Origin of the sequence: Nonomuraea basaltis (assembly GCF_005893125.1) — a bacterium.
In the GTDB taxonomy this organism is placed as follows: Bacteria; Actinomycetota; Actinomycetes; order Streptosporangiales; family Streptosporangiaceae; genus Nonomuraea; species Nonomuraea basaltis.
In genome coordinates this window covers 1-21,786 of the sequence record NZ_VCJS01000080.1, presented here as the reverse complement: position 1 = coordinate 21,786, position 21,786 = coordinate 1, and the positions used below count along the sequence as shown (strand labels likewise).

Here is a 21,786-nt window from a genome sequence, read left to right as displayed (position 1 = left end):
TCGTTCTGGGGGTGCGACTTGACAGCAGGTCGTACCCTCAAGAGGCAAGTTTGAATCGTCACGCGTAACAGAGCATTGAAGGAACAGGCATACCGTGGAACTCGGAATCTCCATCGCCCTCATCCTGGCGAGCCTTCTCATGATCCTGCTCGTCCTGCTCCACAAGGGCAAGGGCGGGGGCCTGTCCGACATGTTCGGCGGCGGGTTCTCGTCGAACTTCGGCGGTTCCTCGGTGGTGGAGCGCAACCTTGACCGGCTGACCGTGATCACGGGCACGGTCTGGTTCGTCTGCATCATCGCTCTCGGCCTGCTCATGAGGCCCTGAGAAAAATAGAAGTCAACGCGTGACAGTGATTCTCCCCCCGTGTTCCTGCGCGGGGCGATCGAGCGAGGAGTTCATCCGTGGGTAGTGGCAACGCGATCCGTGGCAGCCGAGTCGGCGCCGGCCCGATGGGGGAGGCCGAGCGCGGCGAGGCAGCTCCGAGAGTGCGGGTCTCGTTCTGGTGCGCCAACATGCACGAGACGCGCCCCAGTTTCGCCAGTGACGCGGCGGTCCCCGAGACGTGGGACTGCCCACGTTGTGGCCTCCCAGCTGGACAGGACGAGGAGGCCCCGCCTGCCCCGCCGAAGAACGAGCCGTACAAGACGCACCTCGCTTACGTGAAAGAGCGCAGGAGCGACAAGGACGGCAAGGCGATCCTCGAGGAGGCACTGGAGCGCCTGCGCGCCAACAAGTCCCCCTGGTAGTCGAGTCACGCGAAAGGGGCCCCGGGCGTGTTCCGGGGCCCCTTTCGCCGTTGTCAGGGTCGGTCGTGGACCGGCTCGCCGTCCACGAACGTCATGCGCACCCGCGTCGTCCAGATGTCCCCGGGCGGGAGCTCGAACGGGTCGCGGTCAAGGACCACCAGGTCGGCCGGGCGGCCCGGCTCGATCACACCCGCGGGGGAGCGGTTGACCCAGGCGGAGCCGGCCGTGTACGCGGTCATGGCCGTGGCCAGGTCGATGCGCTGGCCGGGCAGGAACGGCGTCTGCGCGGTCGGGTAGCCGGCGTGGACCGAGCCGCCCGGCTCGGTGCGGTTCACCGCCACGTGCATGCCCTGCAGCGGGTCGGCGTCCGACACCGGCCAGTCGCTGCCCGCGCAGAACCGCGTGCCGTGGTCGAGCAGGTCCTTGAACGGATACTGCCACGACGAGCGGGGCTCGCCCAGGTACGGCAGCGTCAGCTCGTCCATCTGCGCGTGGTGCGTGGCCCACAGCGGCTGCAGGTTGGCCGTGACGCCCAGGGCGGCGAAGCGCGGCACGTCCGAGGGCTCGATGATCTGCAGGTGGGCGATGTGGTGCCGGTTGGCCGGGTTCGTGCCCTCGAAGCTGTCCAGGGCCTCGCGCACGGCCCGCTCGCCGATGGCGTGGAAGTGCACCTGGAAGCCGAGCCGGTCCAGCTCGGCGACGTACTCCTTGAGCTTGTACGGGTCCACGTACGACAGGCCCGTGCCGCCGCACAGGCAGTACGGCTGCAGCGTCGCGGCCGTGAAGTTCTCCGTGATGCCGTCCTGCATGATCTTGACCGACGTGGCACTGAACCGGTCGAGGCCCTCGGCCGAGGCCCGGCGCTCGACCAGGTCGCCGAGCTGGTCCAGGCCGCGTGTCCTGTCCCACCACAGGGCGCCTGCTACGCGCGCCCTCAGTCGTCCCTCGCGGGCCGCGGACAGGTAGGTGGGGAGCTGGTCCGCGGAGCCCGCGTACGGGCCCACGATGGCGTCCTGCCAGCCGGTGATGCCCAGTGAGAACAGGTGCCGCTCGGCGTCCGCCAGCGCGTCGTCCAGGTCCTTGGCGGACGGGCGCGGGGTGAGCAGGCCGACGAGGTCCATCGCGCCCTCGTGCAGGACGCCTGTGGGAGTGCCGTCCCTGTCGCGCTCGATGCGGCCGTCGGCCGGGTCAGGGGTGTCCCGCGTGATTCCGGCCAGTTCCAGGGCCCGGGTGTTGACCCAGGCGGCGTGGTGGTCGCGCTGGATCAGGTAGACCGGGCGGTCGAGGAAGTCGAGCCGGTCGCGGTGCGGGAGACCACCGGGGAACGCCGACATGTCCCAGCCGCCGCCATCGATCCACTCTTTATCAGGATTTTGCGTGGCATAGTCGGCGATCTTCGCCAAGTAGGCGTCAAGGCCGAACACTTCCGACAAATCGCACTTCGCCCGCTCTAGTCCCGCCTGGACCGGGTGGATGTGGGCGTCGATGAAACCGGGGGCCAGCAGGCCGCCGTCCAGATCCACCGTGTCGTGGGACGGCGACTGACGGGCCAGCTCACCCTCCGGGCCCATGGCGGCGATCATGCCATCGCTCACCAGCACGGACGCCGCCAGGACGCCTTCGGGGGTGAAGACGCGGCCTCCTCGGAAGAGGACGTTCATCAAGGTCTCCCTCTCTCAGTGGGTGCTCACGCCGGGGCGCCGACGTCAATCCTCCCGCCGATGGGTGGCTCGGCGCGCGGGCGGGAGGCCGTTGAGGTGCGGTGATCTGGACGGCGGGCCGGGTCAGTGGCCGGTGATGAGGTCGGCGAAGCGGGCCAGGGCCGAGGTGCGGGGCCTGGAGCGCTCGCGGTGGTCGGCCACCCGGTACAACCGGTACATCGCGTGCACGCCGAGCCAGCGCAGCGGCTCCGGTTCCCAGGGGCGGACCTCGCGCCCCACCCAGGGCAGGGATGTCAGCTCCGTCTGCTCACCGAGGACCAGGTCGCGCAGCGTGCGGCCCGCCAGGTTCGTCGTGGTGACGCCGTGGCCCGTGTAGCCGCCCGCCCAGCCCAGGCCGGTGGCGGGGTCCACATGGACCGTCGAGCACCAGTCGCGCGGCACCCCGAGCACGCCCGACCAGGCGTGGGCGATCGAGGAGGAGCGGGCGGCGGGGAAGAAGCCGGTCAGCAGGCGCCACAGGGCCTCGACCGTCCACTCATGGGTGTGGCCGCGGGCGTCGACGCGGGAGCCGTACAGGTAGGGCCGGCCGCGGCCGCCGAAGGCGATGCGGTCGTCGGCGGTGCGCTGGGCGTACATGTAGTAGTGCGCCATGTCGCCGAGCAACTCGGCGCCGCGCCAGCCGACCTCGTCCCAGAACGACGGCGGGAGGGGCTCGGTGACGATCATGGAGCTGTTCATGGGGAGCCACTGGCGGCGCAGGCCGGGCAGGCGGGCGGTGAAGCCCTCCGTCGCGCGGATCACGTGGCCGGCCGTCACGGTGCCGTAGGGGGTGACCGCGCGGTGCGGGGCGATCTCCGTGACCGGGGTGCGCTCGTAGATGGGCACGCCGAGGTCGCGTACGGCCCTGGCCAGGCCCTGCGCCAGCTTGGCGGGCTGGATGCGGGCGCAGTGCGGGCTCCAGGAGGCGGCCAGCGTCCCGGCCACCCGTACGTGCTCCGCCGGGTCCGTCAGGCGCAGGTCGGCCTCGCCGATGCCCCACGCGCGGGCCGACGACACCGCCTCGCGCAGCCGGTCGGCCTGGGCCGGGGTGCGGGCCACGTTCACGACGCCGCCCTTGACGAGGTCGCAGTCGATGGCCTCCTTCTCGCAGACCGCGATGACCTCGTCGATGGAGGCGTACATCTCCCGCTGCAGCCGCCGCGCGCCCTCGCCGTACCGCTCGTGCGAGCCGGCCAGGTCGCCGGTCAGCCAGCCGCCGTTGCGGCCGGAGGCGCCGAATCCGGCGAACTCCTGCTCCAGCAGGACGACGCGCAGGGACGGGCGGGCGCGCTTGAGGTAGTACGCGGTCCACAGGCCCGTGTAGCCCGCGCCGACCACCGCCACATCCGCATCCACGTCGCCGTCGAGCCTGGGGCCGGGGGCGGGCACACCGGTGGACCGGTACCAGAAGGACACGTCGCCGTTCACGAACTCGGACGACAAGGGAACACGCACGCTCATGCCCCCGTATCCTGCTATATCCGGACACCATGTCGCATCTCACGACGAAATTCGTGATCGATCCTCAACGGCCGCAAGCGTTGCGGGAGGAACCCGAACATCAACCTCCGACGTGGCACTATCCGGATATATAGGTTCATTCCGCAATGCAAGCTCCGAAACACGTCGTTAGCGGCGGCGTAACAGCCGTCGGGCATGCTCGGATGCATGGGATTCTTGCGCATCCGCACCACGGTGGACGAGCGGCCCGGGCGGCTGGCCTCCCTCGCCTCGGCCCTGGCAGACAGGGGCGGCAACATCCTCGGGCTGAGCGTTCAGTCCGACACCGACGGAACCGTCGACGAGTTCGTCGCCGACATCCCCGCCAGCCCCGAGACCGTGCGCGAGGCTCTGGAGGCGGCCGGCGGCCGCCGGGTCCAGGTCGTGCCCGCCACCGCCCACGAGCTGACCGACGAGCCCACCAGAGCGCTGCTGCTGGCCTCCAGGCTGCGCTCGATGCCGTGGCGGTTGCCCGAGCTGCTCGCCGAGCTGCTGCGCGCGGACGACGCGCGGTGGATCTATGGTGAAGCGGTGAGTGATCTACCCGACCCGACCCTGCTCGTCGTGCCCGTGGCCGCCCGGCGCGCGGTCCGCCTGCGCCGCGCCGACCTGCCCTTCACGCTGACCGAGGCGGCCAGGGCGGCCTCCTTCGCCCGGCTCGCCCAGCCGGCGGGCGAGCAGAGCGCCGCCGAGCGCGCGGTCAAGCTCGCCGACGGGGCGGACGTCACGGTCCGCCCGCTCACCTCGATCTACCGCGAGGCCGTACGCGACCTGCACGACAGGTGCTCGCCCGAGTCGCGCAGGTTCCGCTACTTCACCTCGATGCCCGCGCTGCCGGCGCGCATGTTCGACCGGCTGATCGACAAGAGCAGGGGATACTCGCTGGTCGCGGGGCATGACGGGCAGGTCGTGGCGATGGCCAACCTGATGTTCACCCCCGACCCCGGCATCGCCGAGATGTCCTTCCTGGTCGAGGACCGCTGGCAGGGGCGCGGCCTCGGCACGGCGATGGCCAGGATGCTCGTGCGGTCGGCGCGCGATCTCGGGTACGCCGAGGTCAGAGCCACCATGTTGTCCGACAACGCCAGGATGCGCCGGCTGCTGGTCTCCCTGGGCGCCACGCTCGGCTACACCGAGGACCCCGGCGTGGTGGAGGCCCGGCTGCCCGTCGGCGCCATGGCCTCGGCCTAGCTGGGCACTCAGCCTTCCTCGTCGCGCCGCTCGCCGGACTCCGGCTTCTCCTCCTCGGGCGGCTGGATGCCCAGGTGGCGTTCGATGCGCTCCAGGCTCTCCTGGATCTGCGCCAGCCGCTCGCTCAGCGAGTGCGTGCCGGGGAAGAACATCTCCGCCGGGCGCTCCTTGGAGCCGCGGCCCACGCGGTCGAGCAGGCGCTGGCGTACGTCGGACAGGTCCGCGCCCGCGTCCGCGAGCGCCTGTGCGGCGAGCCCCTCGCCCTCCCTGATCAGCCCCAGCAGGATGTGCTCGGTGCCGATGTAGTTGTGGCGCATCTGGAGCGCCTCGCGCAGTGACAGCTCCAGGACCTTCTTGGCCCGCTGGGTGAACGGGATGTGCCCGCTCGGGGGTTTGGTGTCGTTGTGCGCCTCGCGCTCGACGAAGGCGCGTACGTGGCCGAGCTCCACACCGCAGCTGTCCAGCACCAGGGCGGCCAGCCCCTCGCCCTCGTGGATGAGCCCGAGCAGGATGTGCTCCGTGCCGATGTGGCTGTGGTTCATCATCCGCGCCTCCTCCTGGGCGAGGACGACGACCCTGCGCGCGCGGTCGGTGAAGCGTTCGAACACCGGGGGCCTCCGTTCGGCTGGGGCTGCCTCCACTATGCGCTAGAAACCCGGCCATGTGGGGTATTTGTCCTGTGTGGATCTTGACGAGGTGGCAGACCGTCTCTACGCGCTCCCGCCGCCGGAGTTCACCCCCGCCCGCGAGGCCGAGGCGCGGGCGGCCAAGGACGCGGGCGACGTCCGGCTCTCGCGCGACATCGCGAAGCTCCGCAAGCCCACGGTGTCGGCCTGGGCCGTGAACAAGGTCGCCCGTGAGCACCCGGAGGAGCTGGCCGAGCTGCTCGACGTGGGGGAGCGGCTGCGGGCGGCCTGGCAGGAGCAGGACGCCGACGCGCTGGCCGAGCTGACCCAGCGCCGAGGTGAGGTCACCGGCAGGGTGGGCAGGCTCATCAGGCAGGCGGGCGACCTGTCGCCGGCGGCGGGCACCGAGGTCGACCAGACCCTGGACGCGGCCGTCGTCGACGCGGAGGCGGCTGCGCAGGTGCGCCGCGGTCACCTGGTCAAGCCCCTCAGCTACAGCGGCTTCGCACCCGCCCCCACCCTGCGCGACCGGCCCGCCGCCAGGCGGAAGAAACCCACGCCCGAGGACGAGGCCGCCAAGGTCAGGGAACGCGAGGAGGCCGAGGCCCGGCGGGCCAAGGAGCGCCAGGAGGCCGAGGCCGCGCACCGGGAGTGGCGCGAGGCGCTGGACGCGGCCGAGACGGCGTACGACGAGCGCGCGGAGAGGGTCGCGGCGCTGGAGAAGAAGCTGGCCAAGGCGCGCGGGAAGCTCGACGACGCCCGGAACCGGCTGGAGGTCGCGCGGCGGGAGGAGCGGCGCGCACGGCAGCGGCTGGACCGGTGAGTGCGGAATCCGCTTACCTGTGGCTAGAGTGTACGAAACGGTTCCGTACACCTGGAGTGGCGATGACTTCGTGGACCCCTGCCTCCATGCCCGACCTGTCCGGCAAGACCGCCATCGTGACCGGCGCCAACAGCGGCATCGGCCTGCCCACCGCGCTCGAGCTGGCCAGGCACGGCGCCCGCGTCGTCGTGGCCGCCCGGTCGGCCGAGAAGGGCGGTGCCGCGGTCCAGCGGATTCTGGGTGAGGTGCCCGGCGCGCAGGTCGAGTACGGTCATCTCGACCTGGCCGACCTGGCCTCCGTCAGGGAGTTCGCCTCGGGGGTGGACAAGGTCGACCTGCTGGTCAACAACGCGGGCATCGGCCTGATCCCCAGGCAGGAGACCAAGGACGGCTTCGAGATGCAGTTCGGCACCAACCATCTGGGGCACTTCGCGCTCACGGGCCTGCTGCTGCCGCGCCTGCTCGCCGCCCCCGGCGCGCGCGTGGTGACCGTCTCCAGCGACGCGCACGCCATGGGCAAGATCGATTTCGAGAACCTGGACCTGGAACGCGGATACGGCCGGTTCAGCGCGTACGGACGGTCCAAGCTGGCCAACCTGCTGTTCACGCTGGAGCTCCAGCGGCGCGCCCAGAAGGCCGGCGCGAGCCTGATCTCGGTCGCCTCCCACCCGGGGACCACCGCCACGAACATCGTCAAGCTGGGGCCGTTCCAGTTCCTCATGGGCGTGTTCATGAAGTCCGCCGCGACCGGCGCGATGCCCTCGCTGTACGCCGCCACCTCGCCCGGCATCCACGGCGGCGAGTTCGTCGGCCCCAAGCTCAAGATCCTCACGCCGTCGGAAACGGCCAGGTCGGAAGAGGTGGCCAGGCGGCTGTGGGACGTGTCCACCGAGCTGACGGGCGTACGATTCCAAGAGATCGCCTACAGCTAGAAGGACGTGTACGTGGCTCCACTCGACCCCGAGCGTGAAAGGGCCATCCTCGACGCCACGATGGAGCTGCTGTCGGAGCTCGGCTACGACCGCATGTCGGTCGACCGGATCGCCAAGCGGGCCAGGGCCAGCAAGGCCACCATCTACCGGCGCTGGGCGGGCAAGCCCGAGCTGGTGGTGGACGTCATCTGCCGGCGGTTCGACATGGAGGCGCCGGCGGGGAAGGACACCGGCTCGCTGCGAGGCGATCTGGCCGCCATCTTCCGCAGCCTGTGCGAGGCGGTGGAGCGCAAGCACACGCTGGTCATCGGGCTGTCCTCGACGCTGGTGTCCAACCAGGAGCTGGCGCGCACGCTGCGGGCGCACATGCCGGCGCGGAACCTGGGCGAGGTGAAGGCGCTGCTCGACCGGGCGGTGCGGCGGGGCGAGCTGGGCGCGGCCGTCGATCCTGCGCGGCTGTTCGCGGTGGCGGAGGCGCTGGTGTGGCACCGCATGATCTTCACCGGGCCGCCGTTCGACGAGGCGTTCATCACGGAGTCCGTCGACGGGGTCCTGACGCCGCTGGTGAACGCCTGGTCGGCGGCCTGAGAGGGCTCAGCGGGTGGCGTGGGCCAGGTAGGCGCACACGGGAAAGCCCTCCCGCGCGTACGGCTCCGCCAGCCGCTTGTAGTTGGCCCTGATCCGCTCGACGGTCACCGGCGCCTGAGTGGCGATCACCGCGAACCGCGGACCGCCCGCCTGCACGATGTCCGTCCACCACGCGTCCAGATCCACCTGGTGCCGCCACCGTACGGTGTCCACGGCGGCTCTGGTGAAGCCCGCCTTCCGCAGCAACGCGGTGAACCTGGGCGGCGTGTCGTTGGCGGTGAACGGGCGGGGCGGCGGCTCGTACGAGATCCCGGCCGCCTGGATGGCGTCGGCGAAGACGTTCGTGGCGGTCATCTCGTCGGCCTTCCACCACGTCAGGGCGATCATCCCGCCCGGGCGCAGCACGCGGTGCAGCTCCTTGAGCGACTCGCCGGTGTCGGGCACGTGGTTGATGACGAAGTTCCCCGCCACGGCGTCGAACTCCTCGTCCTCGAACGGGAGGTCGGGGAGCGCGGCCTGCCTGATCGTCGCGTACGGGTGGCGGCGCGCGGCCAGCTCCAGCATGCCGGGATCGGCGTCCACGGCGGTGACCTCGGCGCCCAGGGCGAGCGCCGCCGCCGTCACCACACCGGTGCCGCAGCCGACGTCGAGCAGGCGGGCGGCGTGTGCCCGCTCGAGCAGGGGGCCGACGGTGTGGGAGCTCAGCTGGGCGAAGCCACGGTCGTACGCTTCGGCGTTGGTCACGCGATCTAGGGTAACCCAATCGCATAACCTCACATTCTTATGTGAGGTTTAGGCCGAAAGGCTGTTAAATGCGTAAATGTCGCGCTTAGGGTCGTCGCCATGACCATCGACACCTTCATCGACGCGCTGCCCAAGGTCGAGCTCCACGTCCACCTGATCGGCTCGGCCTCGGTCCCCACCGTGCTGGAACTGGCGCGCCGCCACCCCGGCAGCGACGTCCCCTCGACCGAGGAGGAGCTGCGCCGGTTCTACACCTTCCGCGACTTCCCGCACTTCGCCCAGGTCTACCGGGCCGTCAACCAGCTGGTACGCGAGCCGGAGGACGTGGCGACCCTCGTCCTCGGCCTGGCCCGCGACCTCGCCCCCCAGGGCGCCCGCTACGTGGAGCTGCAGGTCACACCGTACGCGCACCACATCGTCGGCCTGCCCATGCGCGCGGTCACCGAGGCCCTCGACCTGGCCGCCCGCCGCTCGCTGACCGACCACGGGGTGGAGATGGCCTACATCTTCGACATCCCCGGCGAGTTCGGCGAGGAGGCCGCCAGGGTGACCGTCGAGCACGCCCTCCAGGAACCTCCCGCCGCGCTGGTAGGTTTCGGCATCGGCGGGATCGAGCAGGAACGCGTGAAATTCCGCGACGCCTACCGCTCGGCGTTCTCCGCCGCCCGCGCCGCCGGCCTGCACAGCGTCCCGCACGGCGGCGAGATGAGCGGCCCGGAGACGATCTGGGAGGTCATCGAGGGCTACGGGGCCGAGCGCATCGGCCACGGCATCAACTGCCTCGCCGACCCCCGCCTGGTCGCCCACCTCCGCGAGACGCAGCTCCCCCTGGACGTCTGCCCCACCTCCAACGTGTGCACGGGTCAGATCTCCCGCATCGAGGACCACCCGCTGCCCCGGATGCTGGAGGAGGGCCTGTACGTGACGCTCAACAGCGACGACCCGCCCATGTTCGCCACCACGCTGGCGGACGAGTACCGGGTGGCCGCGACCGTGTTCGGGTTCGGGAGGAAAGAGCTGGCCCAGCTCGCCAGGAACGGCGTCCAGGCGTCCTACATGGCCAGGGACCGCAAGCGGACCCTGGCCGAGGAGATCGACGCCCTCGTCATGGGCGGCTGACAGGAATCCCGTCTTCGTCCGACGGCATGACGCCGAAATGGCGGCGTGGCACCGTGAACCGGAACGCGCATGCGAGCCCGGCGGCCCGCCGCCCGGCACGACGTCACGGTGACGACAGCCGCCCCAGCTCCGGCGGGATTTTGCCGGCCGCGGCCCGGTCCAGCAGGAACAGCGTCCGCCCGCGGCCCCGGGCGCCCGCTGCGGGGACCTGCACGGGACCCGAGCCCGACAGGGAGAGGCGGACGGCGCCTGACTTCTCCTCGCCGGCCGCCACCACCCACACCTCGCGCGCCGCCTGGATGGCCGGCAGCGTGAGCGAGATCCGGGTCGGCGGCGGCTTCGGGGAGCCGTGCACCGCCACCACCGGACGTGTGTCGTACAGCGCCGGCATGCCCGGGAACAGCGACGCCACGTGGGCGTCCGGGCCCATGCCGAGCAGCATGACGTCGAAGCTCGGCACCGGGCCGTGGTCCTCGGGCCGGGCGGCGGCGCGCAGCTCGGCGGCGTAGGACTCGGCCGACTCCTCGGCCGTCATGCCCGAGTCGGGGCCGCGCATGACGTGCACCCGCTCCGGGGCCACGTCCACGTGGTCGAGCAGGGCGTCGCGGGCCCCGGTCTCGTTGCGTTCCTTGTCGCCGGCGGGCAGGAAGCGCTCGTCGCCCCACCAGACGTCCAGGCGCCGCCAGTCGACGGCGTCGCGGGCGGGCGTCGCGGCGATGGCCGCCAGCGTGGCGACGCCGACCGAGCCGCCGGTCAGCACGATCGACGCCGACCCCTTGGCCGACTGAAGGTCGACCAGCCGCGTGATGATCCGCGCCGCCACCGCCTTGGCCAGGACGTCGGCGTTGCGGTGGACGACGATGCTGGGGACGCTCACAGCTACTACTTTCTCAGCCACGGCTATCTCGGGTCATCCCTTGTGCGTGCGGGCGAACCGCTTGACAGCGGCCTCGTAGATCTCGTCGCTGTCGAGCCTGCGCAGCTCCTCGGACATCAGCTCCGAGGTGTGCCGCCGGGCCAGGGCCACGTTCCTGTCCGGCTGGCCGGGCCGCGACAGCGTGGCCAGCCGGGCGTCGGTCCTGGTCACGGAGAGCTCGCCCGCGCTCAGCAGCAGGCGCACGGCGGTGATTCCCGGACCGGCCGAGTCGACGATCTTGATGTGCGCCCCGAGCCGCTCCGACATCCAGGCGGCCAGCAGCGGCGCGCTGGGATTGCCGTGCGTGGCCTCCACGGTCCCCTCGAGCACCTCGCCCACCGGCTGGTCGAACGCGGCGGCCAGCAGGCTGCGCCACGGCGTCAGCCTGGCCCATGACAGGTCGGTGTCGCCGGTGGCGTACCCCCTGGCCCTGGTCAGCAGCGACGTGACGCCGCCGTCGTCGAAGCCCCTGGCGTCGGTGATGCGCCGCTGCGCCAGCGCCCCGATCGCGTCCTTGGACGGCACATCGGGGGCCGACCCCGGCCACCACGCCACGACCGGCGTGTCGGGCAGCAGCAGCGGGCTGACCACCGAGTCGGCGTGCTCGGTCAGCTCGCCGTACAGGCGCAGCACCACCACCTCGCCCGGCGTGGACTCGCCGATGCGCAGCTCGGCGTCGAGCCTGATGGGCTCCTCGACCTCACGGTTGATCACCACGATGATGCGCGACGGGTGCTCGCGGGCCGCCTCGGTGGCCGCGCGGAGCGCGTCGTACTGGTGACGCTCCTCGCAGACGACCACGAGCGTCAGCACCATGCCGATGGCGGGCGCGCCCATCTGGTGGCGCAGGTGCGTGAACTGCGCCGAGATCTTGCCCGCCGTCGTGTCCGACAGCATGAAGGTAGTCACGAGCCCTCCTTCGCCGGTCTCGCGACCACAGTGGTCGCGCGCTGGATTGTTCCCTCGCTGCGCTCGGTCACTAGAGTCTCCTCCACACGCGCCCGTCGCGGGCCATCATCGCGTCCGCCGACTCCGGCCCCCACGAGCCGGACTCATACGCCTCGGGCTGGCCCTGCGTGGCCCAGAACTCCTCGATCGGGTCGAGGATCTTCCACGACAGCTCCACCTCCCGCTGGTGCGGGAAGAGCGGCGGGTCGCCGATCATCACGTCGAGCAGCAGCCGCTCGTACGCCTCGGGCGACGACTCCAGGAACGACTCGCCGTACGCGAAGTCCATGGAGACGTCGCGCACCTCCATCGCCGTCCCCGGCACCTTCGAGCCGAACCGCACCGTGATGCCCTCGTCCGGCTGCACCCTGATGACCAGCGCGTTCTGGCCGAGGATCTCGGTGTCGTCCTTGCTGAACGGCAGGTGCGGCGCCCGCTGGAAGACCACCGCGACCTCCGTCACCCGCCGGCCCAGGCGCTTGCCGGTGCGCAGGTAGAACGGCACGCCCGCCCACCGCCGGTTGGCGATCTCCAGCTTGATGGCGGCGTACGTCTCGGTGGTGGACGCCTGCGAGATGCCCTCCTCCTGCAGGTAGCCGACGACCTTCTCGCCGCCCTGCCAGCCCGCCGAGTATTGCCCGCGGGCCGTGTTGAGCCCCAGGTTGGCCGGCAGCTGCACGGCCTTGAGCACCTTCTCCTTCTCCCGCCGCAGCGCCTGGGCCTCGAAGGAGGTCGGGTCCTCCATCGCGACCAGCGCGAGGAGCTGGAGCAGGTGGTTCTGGATCACGTCGCGAGCCGCGCCGATGCCGTCGTAGTAGCCCGCGCGCCCGCCGATGCCGATGTCCTCGGCCATCGTGATCTGCACGTGGTCGACGAAGCTGCGGTTCCAGATCGGCTCGTAGAGGTTGTTGGCGAACCTCAGCGCCATGATGTTCTGGACGGTCTCCTTGCCCAGGTAGTGGTCGATCCGGAAGATCGAGCTCTCCGGGAAGGCCGAGGTGGTGATCTCGTTGAGCTCGTGCGCCGACTGCAGGTTGTGCCCGAACGGCTTCTCGATGACCACCCGCCGCCACGACCCCCCCGGCGCGTCGGCCAGCCCGGTCCGCTTGAGCTGCTCCACCACCAGGGGGAAGAACTTCGGCGGCACCGACAGGTAGAACGCGTAGTTTCCGCCCGTGCCGCGGGTCTGGTCGATCTCGGCCAGGGCCATGGCGAGCGCGTCGAACGCCCCGTCATCGGAGAACTCGCCGGGCACGAAATGGATGCCCTCGAGGAGCTGCTTCCAGACCTCCTCGCGGAACGGCGTCCTGGCGTGCGCCTTGACGGCGTCGTGCGTCAATTGGGCGAAATCCTGGTCCTTCCAATCCCGCCGGGCGAAGCCGACCAGCGAGAAGCCCGGCGGCAGCAGCCCCCGGTTCCCCAAGTCGTAGATCGCCGGCAGCAGCTTGCGCTTGGCCAGGTCTCCGGTCACGCCGAACAACACCATCACGCAGGGACCTGCCACCCGGGGCAGCCGCTTGTCGCGCGGATCGCGCAGCGGGTTGGCGGCGGCCACTTCCATCGTGGTTGCGGTGCCCGCGACGGCCGCCGCCACAGTGGCGGCCTCCGCGGGTGCTGCCGAGTCTGTCATCTCAAACCTCCTGTGCGGCTGCGAGCAGGTGCGCGACCCCTGCCGCGCGGTCGGTCAAATGCAGGCGTACGGCGGGCCGTCCGCGGGTTTCCAGCGACTCAAGGTCGCCGAGGGCCTGAGCGAGCTGGAGCCTGCCCAGCGAGTAGGGCCGGCCGGGAACCGCGAGGTCCTCGGTCACCGCGCCGGTGATCTGCAGGAACACCCCGTTCTGCGGCCCGCCCTTGTGGTATTGGCCGGTCGAGTGCAGCAACCGCGGTCCCCACCCGAACGTCACCGGCCGGTCGGTACGCAGCGCCAGCAGCGCCCGCAGCGTGGCCGGGTCGGCCATCATCCAGGCGTCGGTCATCTGCTCGAAGTCCGCCCCGTCGGGCACCGGCGCGTCGAACGCCGCCAGCCGGTCCAGGTAGGCCATCACCGACAGGTATCCGTCGCCCGGTATCGCGTGCAGCAGCTCGGCGAACACCCCGGGCAGGTCCTTGGCCCGCGCCGAGCCGTACACCTCGACCGGGCCGTCCACCAGCGCGGGCGCACCGGCCGGCAGGTCGGGAAGGGCCAGCAGGGCGACCGCGTTGTCCTTCGACTCGGCCACGTCGGGCCGGTCGAACGGGTCGATCTCCAGGAGCAGCCCGGCGACGGCGGCGGCGTACTCCCAGACCAGGAACTGCGCGCCCAGCGGCCCGTCCACGCGCACGTCCCCGTCGTCGGACTCGATCGCGACGATCAGCTCGTCCGCGGAGTGGTGGGGATCGGCGCCCACGACAGGCAGGATCCCCCTGCCCTGCTTGCCGGTGGACTCCGCGAGGAGCTGCTCGATCCAGTCGGGCAGCCCCGCGATGGCCGAGAGCTGGTCCTCGAGCAGCAGCTTGTCGCGCCCGCTCAGCGCCGCGCCGCCGAGCGCCGCTCCGAGCTCGAGCCCGGGGTTGCCCTGGTCTCCGGACAGCAGAGGCAGCACCTCTTCGGCCTCGTCGAGCAGGCGCTCCACGTCGGCGCCCGCCAGCGCGCTGGGCACCAGCCCGAACGCCGACAGCGCCGAGTGGCCGCCCGGGCCGGGCGCCGCCGGCACCAGGCGGTAGCCGCCGTCGACGGCCCGCCGCTCCAGCGGCGAGCCGCCGTCGGTCACGACCACGATGCGGTCCGCGGGCGCGATGCCCGCCTGCGCGAACAGCTCCTCGTAGATCCGCAGGTGGCAGTCGGACTCGTCGGCCGCGCCACCCCTGCCGGCCACGACCACGATCGTGGCTTCGAGCGGGTCAGCCAGCGCGCGGCGCACCTGCCCGGGGTCCGTCGTGTCGAGCACGGTGAGCGGCACGTCGGCGGTGTCGCAGATCGCCTCCGCGGCCAGCGCCGAGCCGCCGATGCCGGCCAGCACCACGTTCGTCAAGCCCGCCCTGCGGGCATGCTCGGCGAGCTCGCCCAGCTCGGGCAGCAGCTCGCGAGAGACGCGGAACGGCCGCCCGGCCGCCTGCGCCTCGGCGACGCCTCCTGTTAGCTCGGGAGCTCCGCTCCCTTCGCCACCCCACAGCGTGGGGTCGCCGGCGGCGAGCCGCGCGGGCACGCCGTCGGCGACGAGGCGCCCCGCGACGGAGGAGGCGGCCGACGCCACCCCCCCGTCGCGGTAGGACACCTCCATCACGGAACCAGGTTCTTGGTGACGCTCTCGAGCAGCTCGTTCCAGGACGCCTCGAACTTCTGCACGCCCTCGTCCTCCAGCAGCTTCACCACGTCGTCGTAGTCGACGCCGGCTTCCTTGAGCGCCGCCATGACGTTCCAGGCGTCCTCGTAGAACGGCCGTACGGTGTCGCCGGTGATGTTGGCGTGGTCGGCGGTCGCGTCGAGCGTCTTCTCCGGCATCGTGTTGACCGTGCCGGGGGCGACGAGCTGGTCGACGTAGAGGGTGTCGGCGTATTCAGGGTTCTTCACGCCGGTCGAGGCCCACAGCGGGCGCTGCGGGCGGGCACCGGCGGCCCGCAGGCTCTGCCACCGCTCGGAGCTCATGACCTCCTCGAACGCCGCGTACGCCAGGCGCGCGTTGGCCACGCCCGCCTTGCCCTTCAGCTCCGGCTTGCCCAGCTTGTCCAGCTGCTTGTCGATCTCGCTGTCGACCCGGCTGACGAAGAACGAGGCCACCGACTCGATCGTGGCCAGGTTGAGCCCCTTGGCCTGCGCGGCCTCCAGGCCGGCCAGCCAGGCGTCCATGACCGCGCGATAGCGCTCCAGCGAGAAGATCAGCGTGACGTTGACGCTGATCCCCTCGGAGATGGCCTGCGTGATCGCCGGCAGGCCGGCCAGGGTCGCCGGGATCTTGATGAACAGGTTGGGCCGGTCCACCATCCACCACAGGGCGCGGGCCTCGGCCACGGTCTTGTCGCTCTCGTGGGCCAGGCGCGGGTCCACCTCCAGCGACACGCGGCCGTCCACGCCGCCGGTGGCGTCGTAGACCGGGCGCAGCACGTCGGCGGCCCAGCGGATGTCGTAGGTGGTGATGGCGCGTACCGCCTCGTCGACGGTGACGCCGCGTACGGCCAGGTCGTGCAGCTGCACGTCGTAGGCGTCGCCCTTGCTGAGCGCGCCGGCGAAGATCGTCGGGTTGGAAGTCACCCCGACGACGTTCTTCTCGCGGATCAGCTGCTCCAGGTTGCCGCTGCGCAGGCGCTCACGGCTGATGTCGTCGAGCCAGATGGCCACGCCCTGGCCCGACAGTTTGTTGAGGATCTCGCTCATCTTGTCTTCAGTTTCCCGTCGTCTCGCCCTTGTCCTGACCCAGCTTGGCCAGGCTCGCCTTGGCTGCCGCCGCCACCCGCTCCGCCGTCAGCCCGAACTGCTCGTACAAAGTTCTGTACGGAGCCGACGCACCGAAGTGTTCGAGGCTCACCACTTCGCCGCATTCGCCGACGAACTGGTGCCAGCCGAGCGCGATGCCCGCCTCGACCGCGACCCGAGCCCTGATCGCCGAGGGCAGAACGGTCTGCCTATATGCGATTTCCTGCCCGTTGAACCACTCGACACACGGCATCGACACCACTCGCGTGGGGATGCCCTGCGCCTCCAGCAACTCCCGGCCTTCCACCGCGACCTGCACCTCGCTGCCGGTGGCGATGAGGATGACCCTGGGCTGGCCGTTCGACGCCTCGCGCAGCACGTAACCGCCGCGCTCCACGCCGTCGGCGCTGGTGCCCTCGTAGACCGGCAGGTTCTGCCTGGTCAGGCAGAGCGCGGCGGGCCGGTCCTTGTGCTCCATGACGGTCTTCCACGCGTAGGCCGTCTCGTTGGCGTCGGCCGGGCGGACCACGTCGAGGCCGGGGATCGCGCGCAGCGCCCACAGGTGCTCGATCGGCTGGTGGGTCGGGCCGTCCTCGCCGAGGCCGATGGAGTCGTGCGTCCACACGTACGTGACCGGCAGCTTCATCAGCGCGGCCAGGCGCACCGACGGGCGCATGTAGTCGGAGAAGACCAGGAACGTGCCGCCGTAGGGGCGGGTGCCGCCGTGCAGCGCGATGCCGTTGAGAATGGCGCCCATGGCGTGCTCGCGGATGCCGAAGTGCAGCGTGCGGCCGTACCGGTTACCGGGGAACTCCTTGGTCTGGTATTCCTCCGGGATGAAGGACGGCTCGCCCTTCATCGTGGTGTTGTTGGACTCGGCCAGGTCGGCCGAGCCGCCCCACAGCTCCGGCAGCACCGGCGCCAGCGCGTTGAGCACCTCGCCCGAGGCCTTACGGGTGGCGATCGACGCGCCCAGCTCGAACGACGGCAGCGCCTTGTACCAGCCGTTGGGCAGCACCCGGTGGGAGATGCGGTCCAGTTCGCCGGCGCGCTCGGGGTTGGCCAGGCGCCATTCGGCGTAGCCCTTCTCCCACTCGGCGTGCGTGGCCCGGCCGCGCTGGGCCACATCACGGGCGTGGGCGAGCACCTCGTCGGTCACGTGGAAGCTCGTGGCCGGGTCCATGCCCAGCAGCTCCTTGGTGGCGGCGATCTCCGCCTCGCCCAGGGCCGCGCCATGGATCTTGCCGGTGTTCCGCTTGTTGGGTGCCGGCCAGCCGATGATCGTGCGCAGCCGGATGAACGTCGGCCGGTCGGTCTCGGCCTTGGCCGCCTGCAGCGCGTCGTAGAGGGCCTGGACGTCCTCGGTGTAGTTGTCGCCGGCGGTCCAGTCGACGCTCTCGGTGTGCCAGCCGTAGGCCTCGTAGCGCTTGACCACGTCCTCGGACTTGGCGATCAGCGTGTCGTCCTCGATGGAGATGTGGTTGTCGTCCCACAGGACGATGAGGTTGCCCAGCTTCTGGTGGCCGGCGAGGGCGCTGGCCTCGTGGCTGATGCCCTCCTCGATGTCGCCGTCGCTGACGAAGCACCAGACGTTGTGGTCGAACGGCGAGGAGCCGGGCTCGGCGTCGGGGTCGAACAGGCCGCGCTCGCGGCGGGCGGCCATCGCCATGCCGACCGCGTTGCCCAGGCCCTGGCCGAGCGGGCCGGTCGTGGTCTCGACGCCCGCCGTGTGGCCGTGCTCGGGGTGGCCGGGGGTGAGGCTGTCCCACTGGCGCAGCCGCCTGAGGTCGTCGAGCGTCAGGCCGTAGCCGGACAGGTAGAGCTGGATGTAGAGCGTCAGGCTGGTGTGGCCGCACGACAGCACGAAGCGGTCCCGCCCGAGCCAGTTCGGGTCGGTGGGATCATGACGCATCACGCGCTGGAACAGCAGGTATGCGGCGGGGGCCAGGCTCATGGCGGTGCCGGGGTGACCCGAGCCCGCCTTCTCCACTGCGTCCATCGCCAGTGCTCGAACGACATCGACCGCCTGCTTGTCCAGGTCGGTCCATTCGAGGGCTGGCACGAGTTCGGTGCTCAAGTGCTCGATCTCCGGAATCTAGTTGTCATTGGTCATACCGGTTGGCTATCCCGCCCACACGGGACCCTAACCGAGTGGAGCTGGCGATCGATTCCCATTCCACCCTCGCGTGTCCATGTATGGCGCAAGCCCCCCATTGGCCGGACCGTCCGACCCTGCGACTACAGTTTGTTTGTTCGCAGGGGCGTGCACGGCGCCCACCCATGGATCCGCTCTTAACAGAGGTTACGCGTTGACTCCGCACAGGCTGGAAGCGCCTTGACGGTGCTGACCAACAGGCACGCGACGGCCCCATCACCGCAGGTGGAGGCGCCGCGCTCGATCGGCATGATCGTGAAGGCCTACATCGCGCTCACCAAGCCACGGATCATCGAGCTGCTGCTGATCACGACGCTGCCGGTGATGTTCCTCGCGGCGGGTGGCCTGCCGCCGCTGTGGACGTCCATCTCGGTCATGGTGTTCGGCACCCTATCGGCGGGCAGCGCCAACGCGCTCAACTGCTACGTGGATCGCGACATCGACCAGATGATGCGCCGCACCCGCCGCCGGCCGCTGGCCAGGCACCAGGTGTCGCCGCGGGGCGCGCTCGTCTTCGGCATCGTGCTCGGCGTCCTGTCCACGATCGGCCTGTGGGCCACCACCAGCTGGCTGGCGGCGGTGCTGTCCACCGCGGCGATCCTGTTCTACGTGCTGGTCTACTCGATGATCCTCAAGCGGCGCACCGCCCAGAACATCGTGTGGGGCGGCATCGCGGGCTGCATGCCGGTGATGATCGGCTGGGCGGGCATCACCGAGCGGCTCGACTGGGCGCCGCTGGTGCTGTTCGGGGTGGTGTTCTTCTGGACGCCGCCGCACACCTGGACGCTGGCCATGCGCTACAAGGAGGACTACGCGGCGGCCAAGGTGCCGATGCTGCCGGTCGTGGCCACCGAGCGGCGGGTCATCCTGGAGTCCATCGCCTACACGTGGGCGACCGTGCTGTGCTCGCTGGCGCTGTGGCCGGTGGCCGGCACCACGCTGTTCTACCCGGTCGTGGCCGCGGTGCTCGGCGTGATGTGCCTGTGGGAGGTGCACCGCCTGCTGGCCCGGCTCAACGCCGGCAAGACCGGCGTCGACCTGCGGCCCATGCGCTTCTTCCACTGGTCCAACGCCTATCTGGCGCTGCTCTTCCTGGCCGTCGCCATCGACCCGCTGCTGGCCTGATCTCCGTCGCCGCCCACATGCTGATCAGCGCGAGCGCCTTGATCGGACGGGTCCTGGCCGCGGAATCGGACATGGAGGAAGCGCACGATCTCCATGTCCGGACGGTGACGAGTGGCTATCCCACACCGTCGGCCCACGTGATCGTGGCGAAGGGCTCCGACTGCCACGCCGTGCGCACTCGCCTCGCCGACCTGCTGCACGACCGCTTCGCGATCGGCCACACCACGCTCCAGGTCGATCACGGCATCCCTGGCCTCGAGCGGCACTGCGCCGACCCCCACGGTCCCCGGCACTCTGATCCGTTAAAGTCACCCTATGGCGACCCGTGATCCACGCTGGGTGCTGAAGGACCGCCCATCGTTCGCGTTGATCATCGGGCTGGTCGTCACCGGCATCTGCGCCCTGGTCTCCTTCTCCTTCGACGTGTTCAACGGCGCGCCGGTGCAGTTCTTCATCGCGCTCACGATGGCCCTGGCACCGGTGCCGCTGCTGCTGGCCGCGGTGCTGGCGCTGGACCGGATGGAGCCGGAGCCGCGCAGCAACCTGATCTTCGCCTTCGCGTGGGGCGCGGGCATCGCGGTGCTGGTCGCGGGCGTGGTCAACTCGCTCAACCTGCACTACATCATGGACGCGGTCAAGCTGTCGGAGGACAGCGCCCGCAACATCGCGGCCACGTTCGGCGCCCCCGTGGTCGAGGAGACGATGAAGGGCCTGGTGCTGCTGGGCCTGCTCAGGTTCCGCAGGGCCGAGCTCGACGGGCCGACCGACGGCATCATCTACGCCAGCATGGTCGGCCTCGGCTTCGCCATGAGCGAGAACGTCAGCTACTACCTCTCCGCGCTCTCCAACTCGGGCCTCAAGGGGCTGGCGGTCACGGTGGTGCTGCGCGGCATCCTGTCGCCGCTGGCGCATCCGCTGTTCAGCTCGATGATCGGCGTCGGCGTGGCCTATGCCGCCCAGCGCCAGGGCACGGAGCGGGTGTTCTACATCCTGGCCGGCTGGTCGGGCGCGATGATCCTGCACGGCCTGTGGAACGGCCTGGCCTCCTACGGCGGCTTCGCCGGGCTCGTGGTGGCCTACCTGACGCTGCTGGTCGTGCTGGTCGTGCTGATCGGCGTGGTGTTCAGGGACCGGAGGCGCATCGTCGCGCTCATCCAGCGTTACCTGCCGCCGTACGCGCCGACCAAGCTCGTCAACGAGGCGGACGTCTACATGCTGACGGCGTTCGCCAGGCGCCGCCAGGCCAGGCAGTGGGCCAAGGCCCACGGCGGCAAGCGCGGGCTGCGCGCGATGCGCGACTACCAGCTCGCCGCCACCGAGCTGGGGCTGCTGCACGAGCGGGCCGCCCGCCACATGGTCGACGAGCAGACCTTCCACGAGGAGCAGCGGGCCCTGCTGGAGTGCATGAGCACCGCCCGCGCCGACTTCCCGATGCCCTCGGTGCACGCCGAGTCGGTCGCCAGGGGCACGCCGCCGCCCGGCTATGCCCCCGGCGCGCCCGGCTGACCCAGGATGCGGGTGAGCGACACCTCGCGCGGCCCCGGGTAGACCGGGTCGGAGTGCAGGATCTTGGCGTCGGCGAACGCCTTGGCGGTGGCGAACAGCTCGCGGGCGGCGTACACGTACGTGATGGAGGCCCATTGCCGGGCCGAGTCGTCACCCACCCCGAACGCCTCCAGCCCCGCCGTCCGGCACAGCGTGACGGCCCTCGGCATGTGGAACTCCTGCGTGACCACCGTCACCTGCCGTGCGCCGAACACCTTGCGCGCCCGCACGCACGAGTCCCACGTGTCGAACCCGGCGTAGTCCAGCACCATCACCGCGTCCGGCACGCCCCTGGCCCGCAGGTAGTCGCGCATGGCGGTGGGCTCGTCGTAGTCCTTGCGGCTGTTGTCACCCGACAGCAGCAGGGCCCGCACCTTGCCGGCGCGGTAGAGCTCGGCGGCGATGTCGAGCCGGCGGGCCAGCATCTGCGTGGGCTGGCTGCCGTACAGGCCCGCGCCGAGCACCAGCGCGGCCTGCGTCTCCGGCACGTGTGCCGGCCAGCCGTCGCCGTCGGCCGTCACCCGGTGCGCGGAGCTGCTGAGCCAGGCCCACGTCATGGGCGCGAGGGCGAGCACGCTGACCAGCACCAGCCCTTGGTACGTCCGGCGCAGCGCCTTCCGAGAGGGGCGGACTTTTCTTAACAAAACACACCCCTTCTAGGCCGGGGGAGTGGCGGACTTTCCACCACACACCCTGGCATATCCACTCAGACGGCGGCGGGCGCTTCGGTGGGGGAG

Annotated in this window: 21 protein-coding genes; 10 read left to right on the top strand and 11 right to left on the bottom strand. The window is 70.8% G+C overall.

Annotated elements, in window-relative coordinates:
* Positions 1-94 precede the first annotated feature (94 nt).
* Together secG and EJK15_RS32595 are read left to right on the top strand one after the other, a co-directional pair.
* Complete coding sequence (gene secG, locus EJK15_RS32600) at positions 95-325, top strand: preprotein translocase subunit SecG (protein ID WP_138714321.1); 231 nt, start codon at positions 95-97, stop codon at positions 323-325.
* 77 nt (positions 326-402) lie between these two features.
* A complete protein-coding gene (locus tag EJK15_RS32595; RefSeq protein WP_138714320.1) occupies positions 403-747 on the top strand; it encodes an RNA polymerase-binding protein RbpA in 345 nt (114 codons plus the stop codon).
* 53 nt (positions 748-800) lie between these two features.
* Here EJK15_RS32595 and EJK15_RS32590 read toward each other — a convergent pair whose 3' ends face one another.
* The gene (locus EJK15_RS32590; protein ID WP_138714319.1) at positions 801-2,408 is read right to left on the bottom strand and encodes an amidohydrolase; all 1,608 of its coding nucleotides are present in this window, start codon (positions 2,406-2,408) and stop codon (positions 801-803) included.
* A 123-nt stretch (positions 2,409-2,531) separates the two neighbouring features.
* Positions 2,532-3,908, bottom strand: a complete 1,377-nt coding sequence (locus EJK15_RS32585; protein ID WP_138714318.1) for an NAD(P)/FAD-dependent oxidoreductase — start codon at positions 3,906-3,908, stop codon at positions 2,532-2,534.
* A gap of 207 nt (positions 3,909-4,115) precedes the next feature.
* Here EJK15_RS32585 and EJK15_RS32580 point away from each other — a divergent pair, with 207 nt between their 5' ends.
* The gene (locus tag EJK15_RS32580; protein ID WP_138714317.1) at positions 4,116-5,138 is read left to right on the top strand and encodes a GNAT family N-acetyltransferase; all 1,023 of its coding nucleotides are present in this window, start codon (positions 4,116-4,118) and stop codon (positions 5,136-5,138) included.
* Positions 5,139-5,146: 8 nt separating this feature from the next.
* Here the strand turns inward: EJK15_RS32580 and EJK15_RS32575 are convergent, their stop codons facing one another.
* Positions 5,147-5,746 (bottom strand): Clp protease N-terminal domain-containing protein, encoded by a 600-nt coding sequence (locus EJK15_RS32575; RefSeq protein ID WP_138714316.1) that lies wholly within the window; start codon positions 5,744-5,746, stop codon positions 5,147-5,149.
* Between the two features lie 88 nt (positions 5,747-5,834).
* Here EJK15_RS32575 and EJK15_RS32570 point away from each other — a divergent pair, with 88 nt between their 5' ends.
* From EJK15_RS32570 to EJK15_RS32560, 3 genes are all read left to right on the top strand, one after another.
* The gene (locus tag EJK15_RS32570) at positions 5,835-6,587 is read left to right on the top strand and encodes a hypothetical protein (protein ID WP_138714315.1); all 753 of its coding nucleotides are present in this window, start codon (positions 5,835-5,837) and stop codon (positions 6,585-6,587) included.
* 62 nt (positions 6,588-6,649) lie between these two features.
* Positions 6,650-7,519, top strand: coding sequence for an oxidoreductase (locus EJK15_RS32565; RefSeq protein ID WP_138714314.1), 870 nt, complete (start codon positions 6,650-6,652; stop codon positions 7,517-7,519).
* 12 nt (positions 7,520-7,531) lie between these two features.
* Entirely contained in the window at positions 7,532-8,107 is a 576-nt protein-coding gene (locus EJK15_RS32560; protein WP_138714313.1) for a TetR/AcrR family transcriptional regulator, read from the top strand.
* Positions 8,108-8,113: 6 nt separating this feature from the next.
* Here the strand turns inward: EJK15_RS32560 and EJK15_RS32555 are convergent, their stop codons facing one another.
* Complete coding sequence (locus EJK15_RS32555; protein WP_171074658.1) at positions 8,114-8,851, bottom strand: class I SAM-dependent methyltransferase; 738 nt, start codon at positions 8,849-8,851, stop codon at positions 8,114-8,116.
* Between the two features lie 99 nt (positions 8,852-8,950).
* Here EJK15_RS32555 and add point away from each other — a divergent pair, with 99 nt between their 5' ends.
* On the top strand, positions 8,951-9,970 hold the full coding sequence (add, locus tag EJK15_RS32550; protein WP_138714311.1) for an adenosine deaminase: 1,020 nt from the start codon (positions 8,951-8,953) through the stop codon (positions 9,968-9,970).
* Between the two features lie 103 nt (positions 9,971-10,073).
* Here add and pgl read toward each other — a convergent pair whose 3' ends face one another.
* The 6 genes from pgl to tkt form a co-directional block, all read right to left on the bottom strand.
* Positions 10,074-10,847 (bottom strand): 6-phosphogluconolactonase, encoded by a 774-nt coding sequence (pgl, locus tag EJK15_RS32545; RefSeq protein ID WP_138714310.1) that lies wholly within the window; start codon positions 10,845-10,847, stop codon positions 10,074-10,076.
* Between the two features lie 33 nt (positions 10,848-10,880).
* Positions 10,881-11,795 carry a glucose-6-phosphate dehydrogenase assembly protein OpcA gene (locus EJK15_RS32540; RefSeq protein ID WP_138714309.1) on the bottom strand — a complete coding sequence of 305 codons (915 nt, stop codon included), beginning with the start codon at positions 11,793-11,795 and terminating at the stop codon, positions 10,881-10,883.
* Between the two features lie 70 nt (positions 11,796-11,865).
* Entirely contained in the window at positions 11,866-13,395 is a 1,530-nt protein-coding gene (zwf, locus tag EJK15_RS32535) for a glucose-6-phosphate dehydrogenase (protein WP_138714343.1), read from the bottom strand.
* 70 nt (positions 13,396-13,465) lie between these two features.
* On the bottom strand, positions 13,466-15,094 hold the full coding sequence (locus EJK15_RS32530; RefSeq protein WP_138714342.1) for a glucose-6-phosphate isomerase: 1,629 nt from the start codon (positions 15,092-15,094) through the stop codon (positions 13,466-13,468).
* Positions 15,094-16,185 (bottom strand): transaldolase, encoded by a 1,092-nt coding sequence (gene tal / locus EJK15_RS32525; protein WP_138714308.1) that lies wholly within the window; start codon positions 16,183-16,185, stop codon positions 15,094-15,096. The genes EJK15_RS32530 and tal overlap by 1 nt, the downstream gene beginning before the upstream one ends.
* A 7-nt stretch (positions 16,186-16,192) precedes the next feature.
* A complete protein-coding gene (tkt, locus tag EJK15_RS32520; RefSeq protein ID WP_240777369.1) occupies positions 16,193-18,223 on the bottom strand; it encodes a transketolase in 2,031 nt (676 codons plus the stop codon).
* A gap of 336 nt (positions 18,224-18,559) precedes the next feature.
* Here tkt and EJK15_RS32515 point away from each other — a divergent pair, with 336 nt between their 5' ends.
* Genes EJK15_RS32515 through EJK15_RS32505 form a run of 3 tightly spaced genes read left to right on the top strand, consistent with a single transcriptional unit; the run spans position 18,560 to position 21,010 of the window.
* On the top strand, positions 18,560-19,504 hold the full coding sequence (locus EJK15_RS32515) for a heme o synthase (protein WP_138714306.1): 945 nt from the start codon (positions 18,560-18,562) through the stop codon (positions 19,502-19,504).
* 17 nt (positions 19,505-19,521) lie between these two features.
* A complete protein-coding gene (locus EJK15_RS73090) occupies positions 19,522-19,833 on the top strand; it encodes a cation transporter dimerization domain-containing protein (protein ID WP_206061227.1) in 312 nt (103 codons plus the stop codon).
* The gene (locus tag EJK15_RS32505) at positions 19,820-21,010 is read left to right on the top strand and encodes a PrsW family intramembrane metalloprotease (RefSeq protein WP_138714305.1); all 1,191 of its coding nucleotides are present in this window, start codon (positions 19,820-19,822) and stop codon (positions 21,008-21,010) included. Before EJK15_RS73090 ends, EJK15_RS32505 begins: the two co-directional genes overlap by 14 nt.
* On the opposite strand, the gene EJK15_RS32500 is transcribed toward EJK15_RS32505, so the two are convergent.
* The gene (locus EJK15_RS32500) at positions 20,986-21,693 is read right to left on the bottom strand and encodes a SanA/YdcF family protein (RefSeq protein WP_138714304.1); all 708 of its coding nucleotides are present in this window, start codon (positions 21,691-21,693) and stop codon (positions 20,986-20,988) included. The genes EJK15_RS32505 and EJK15_RS32500 overlap by 25 nt on opposite strands.
* Positions 21,694-21,786 lie beyond the last annotated feature (93 nt).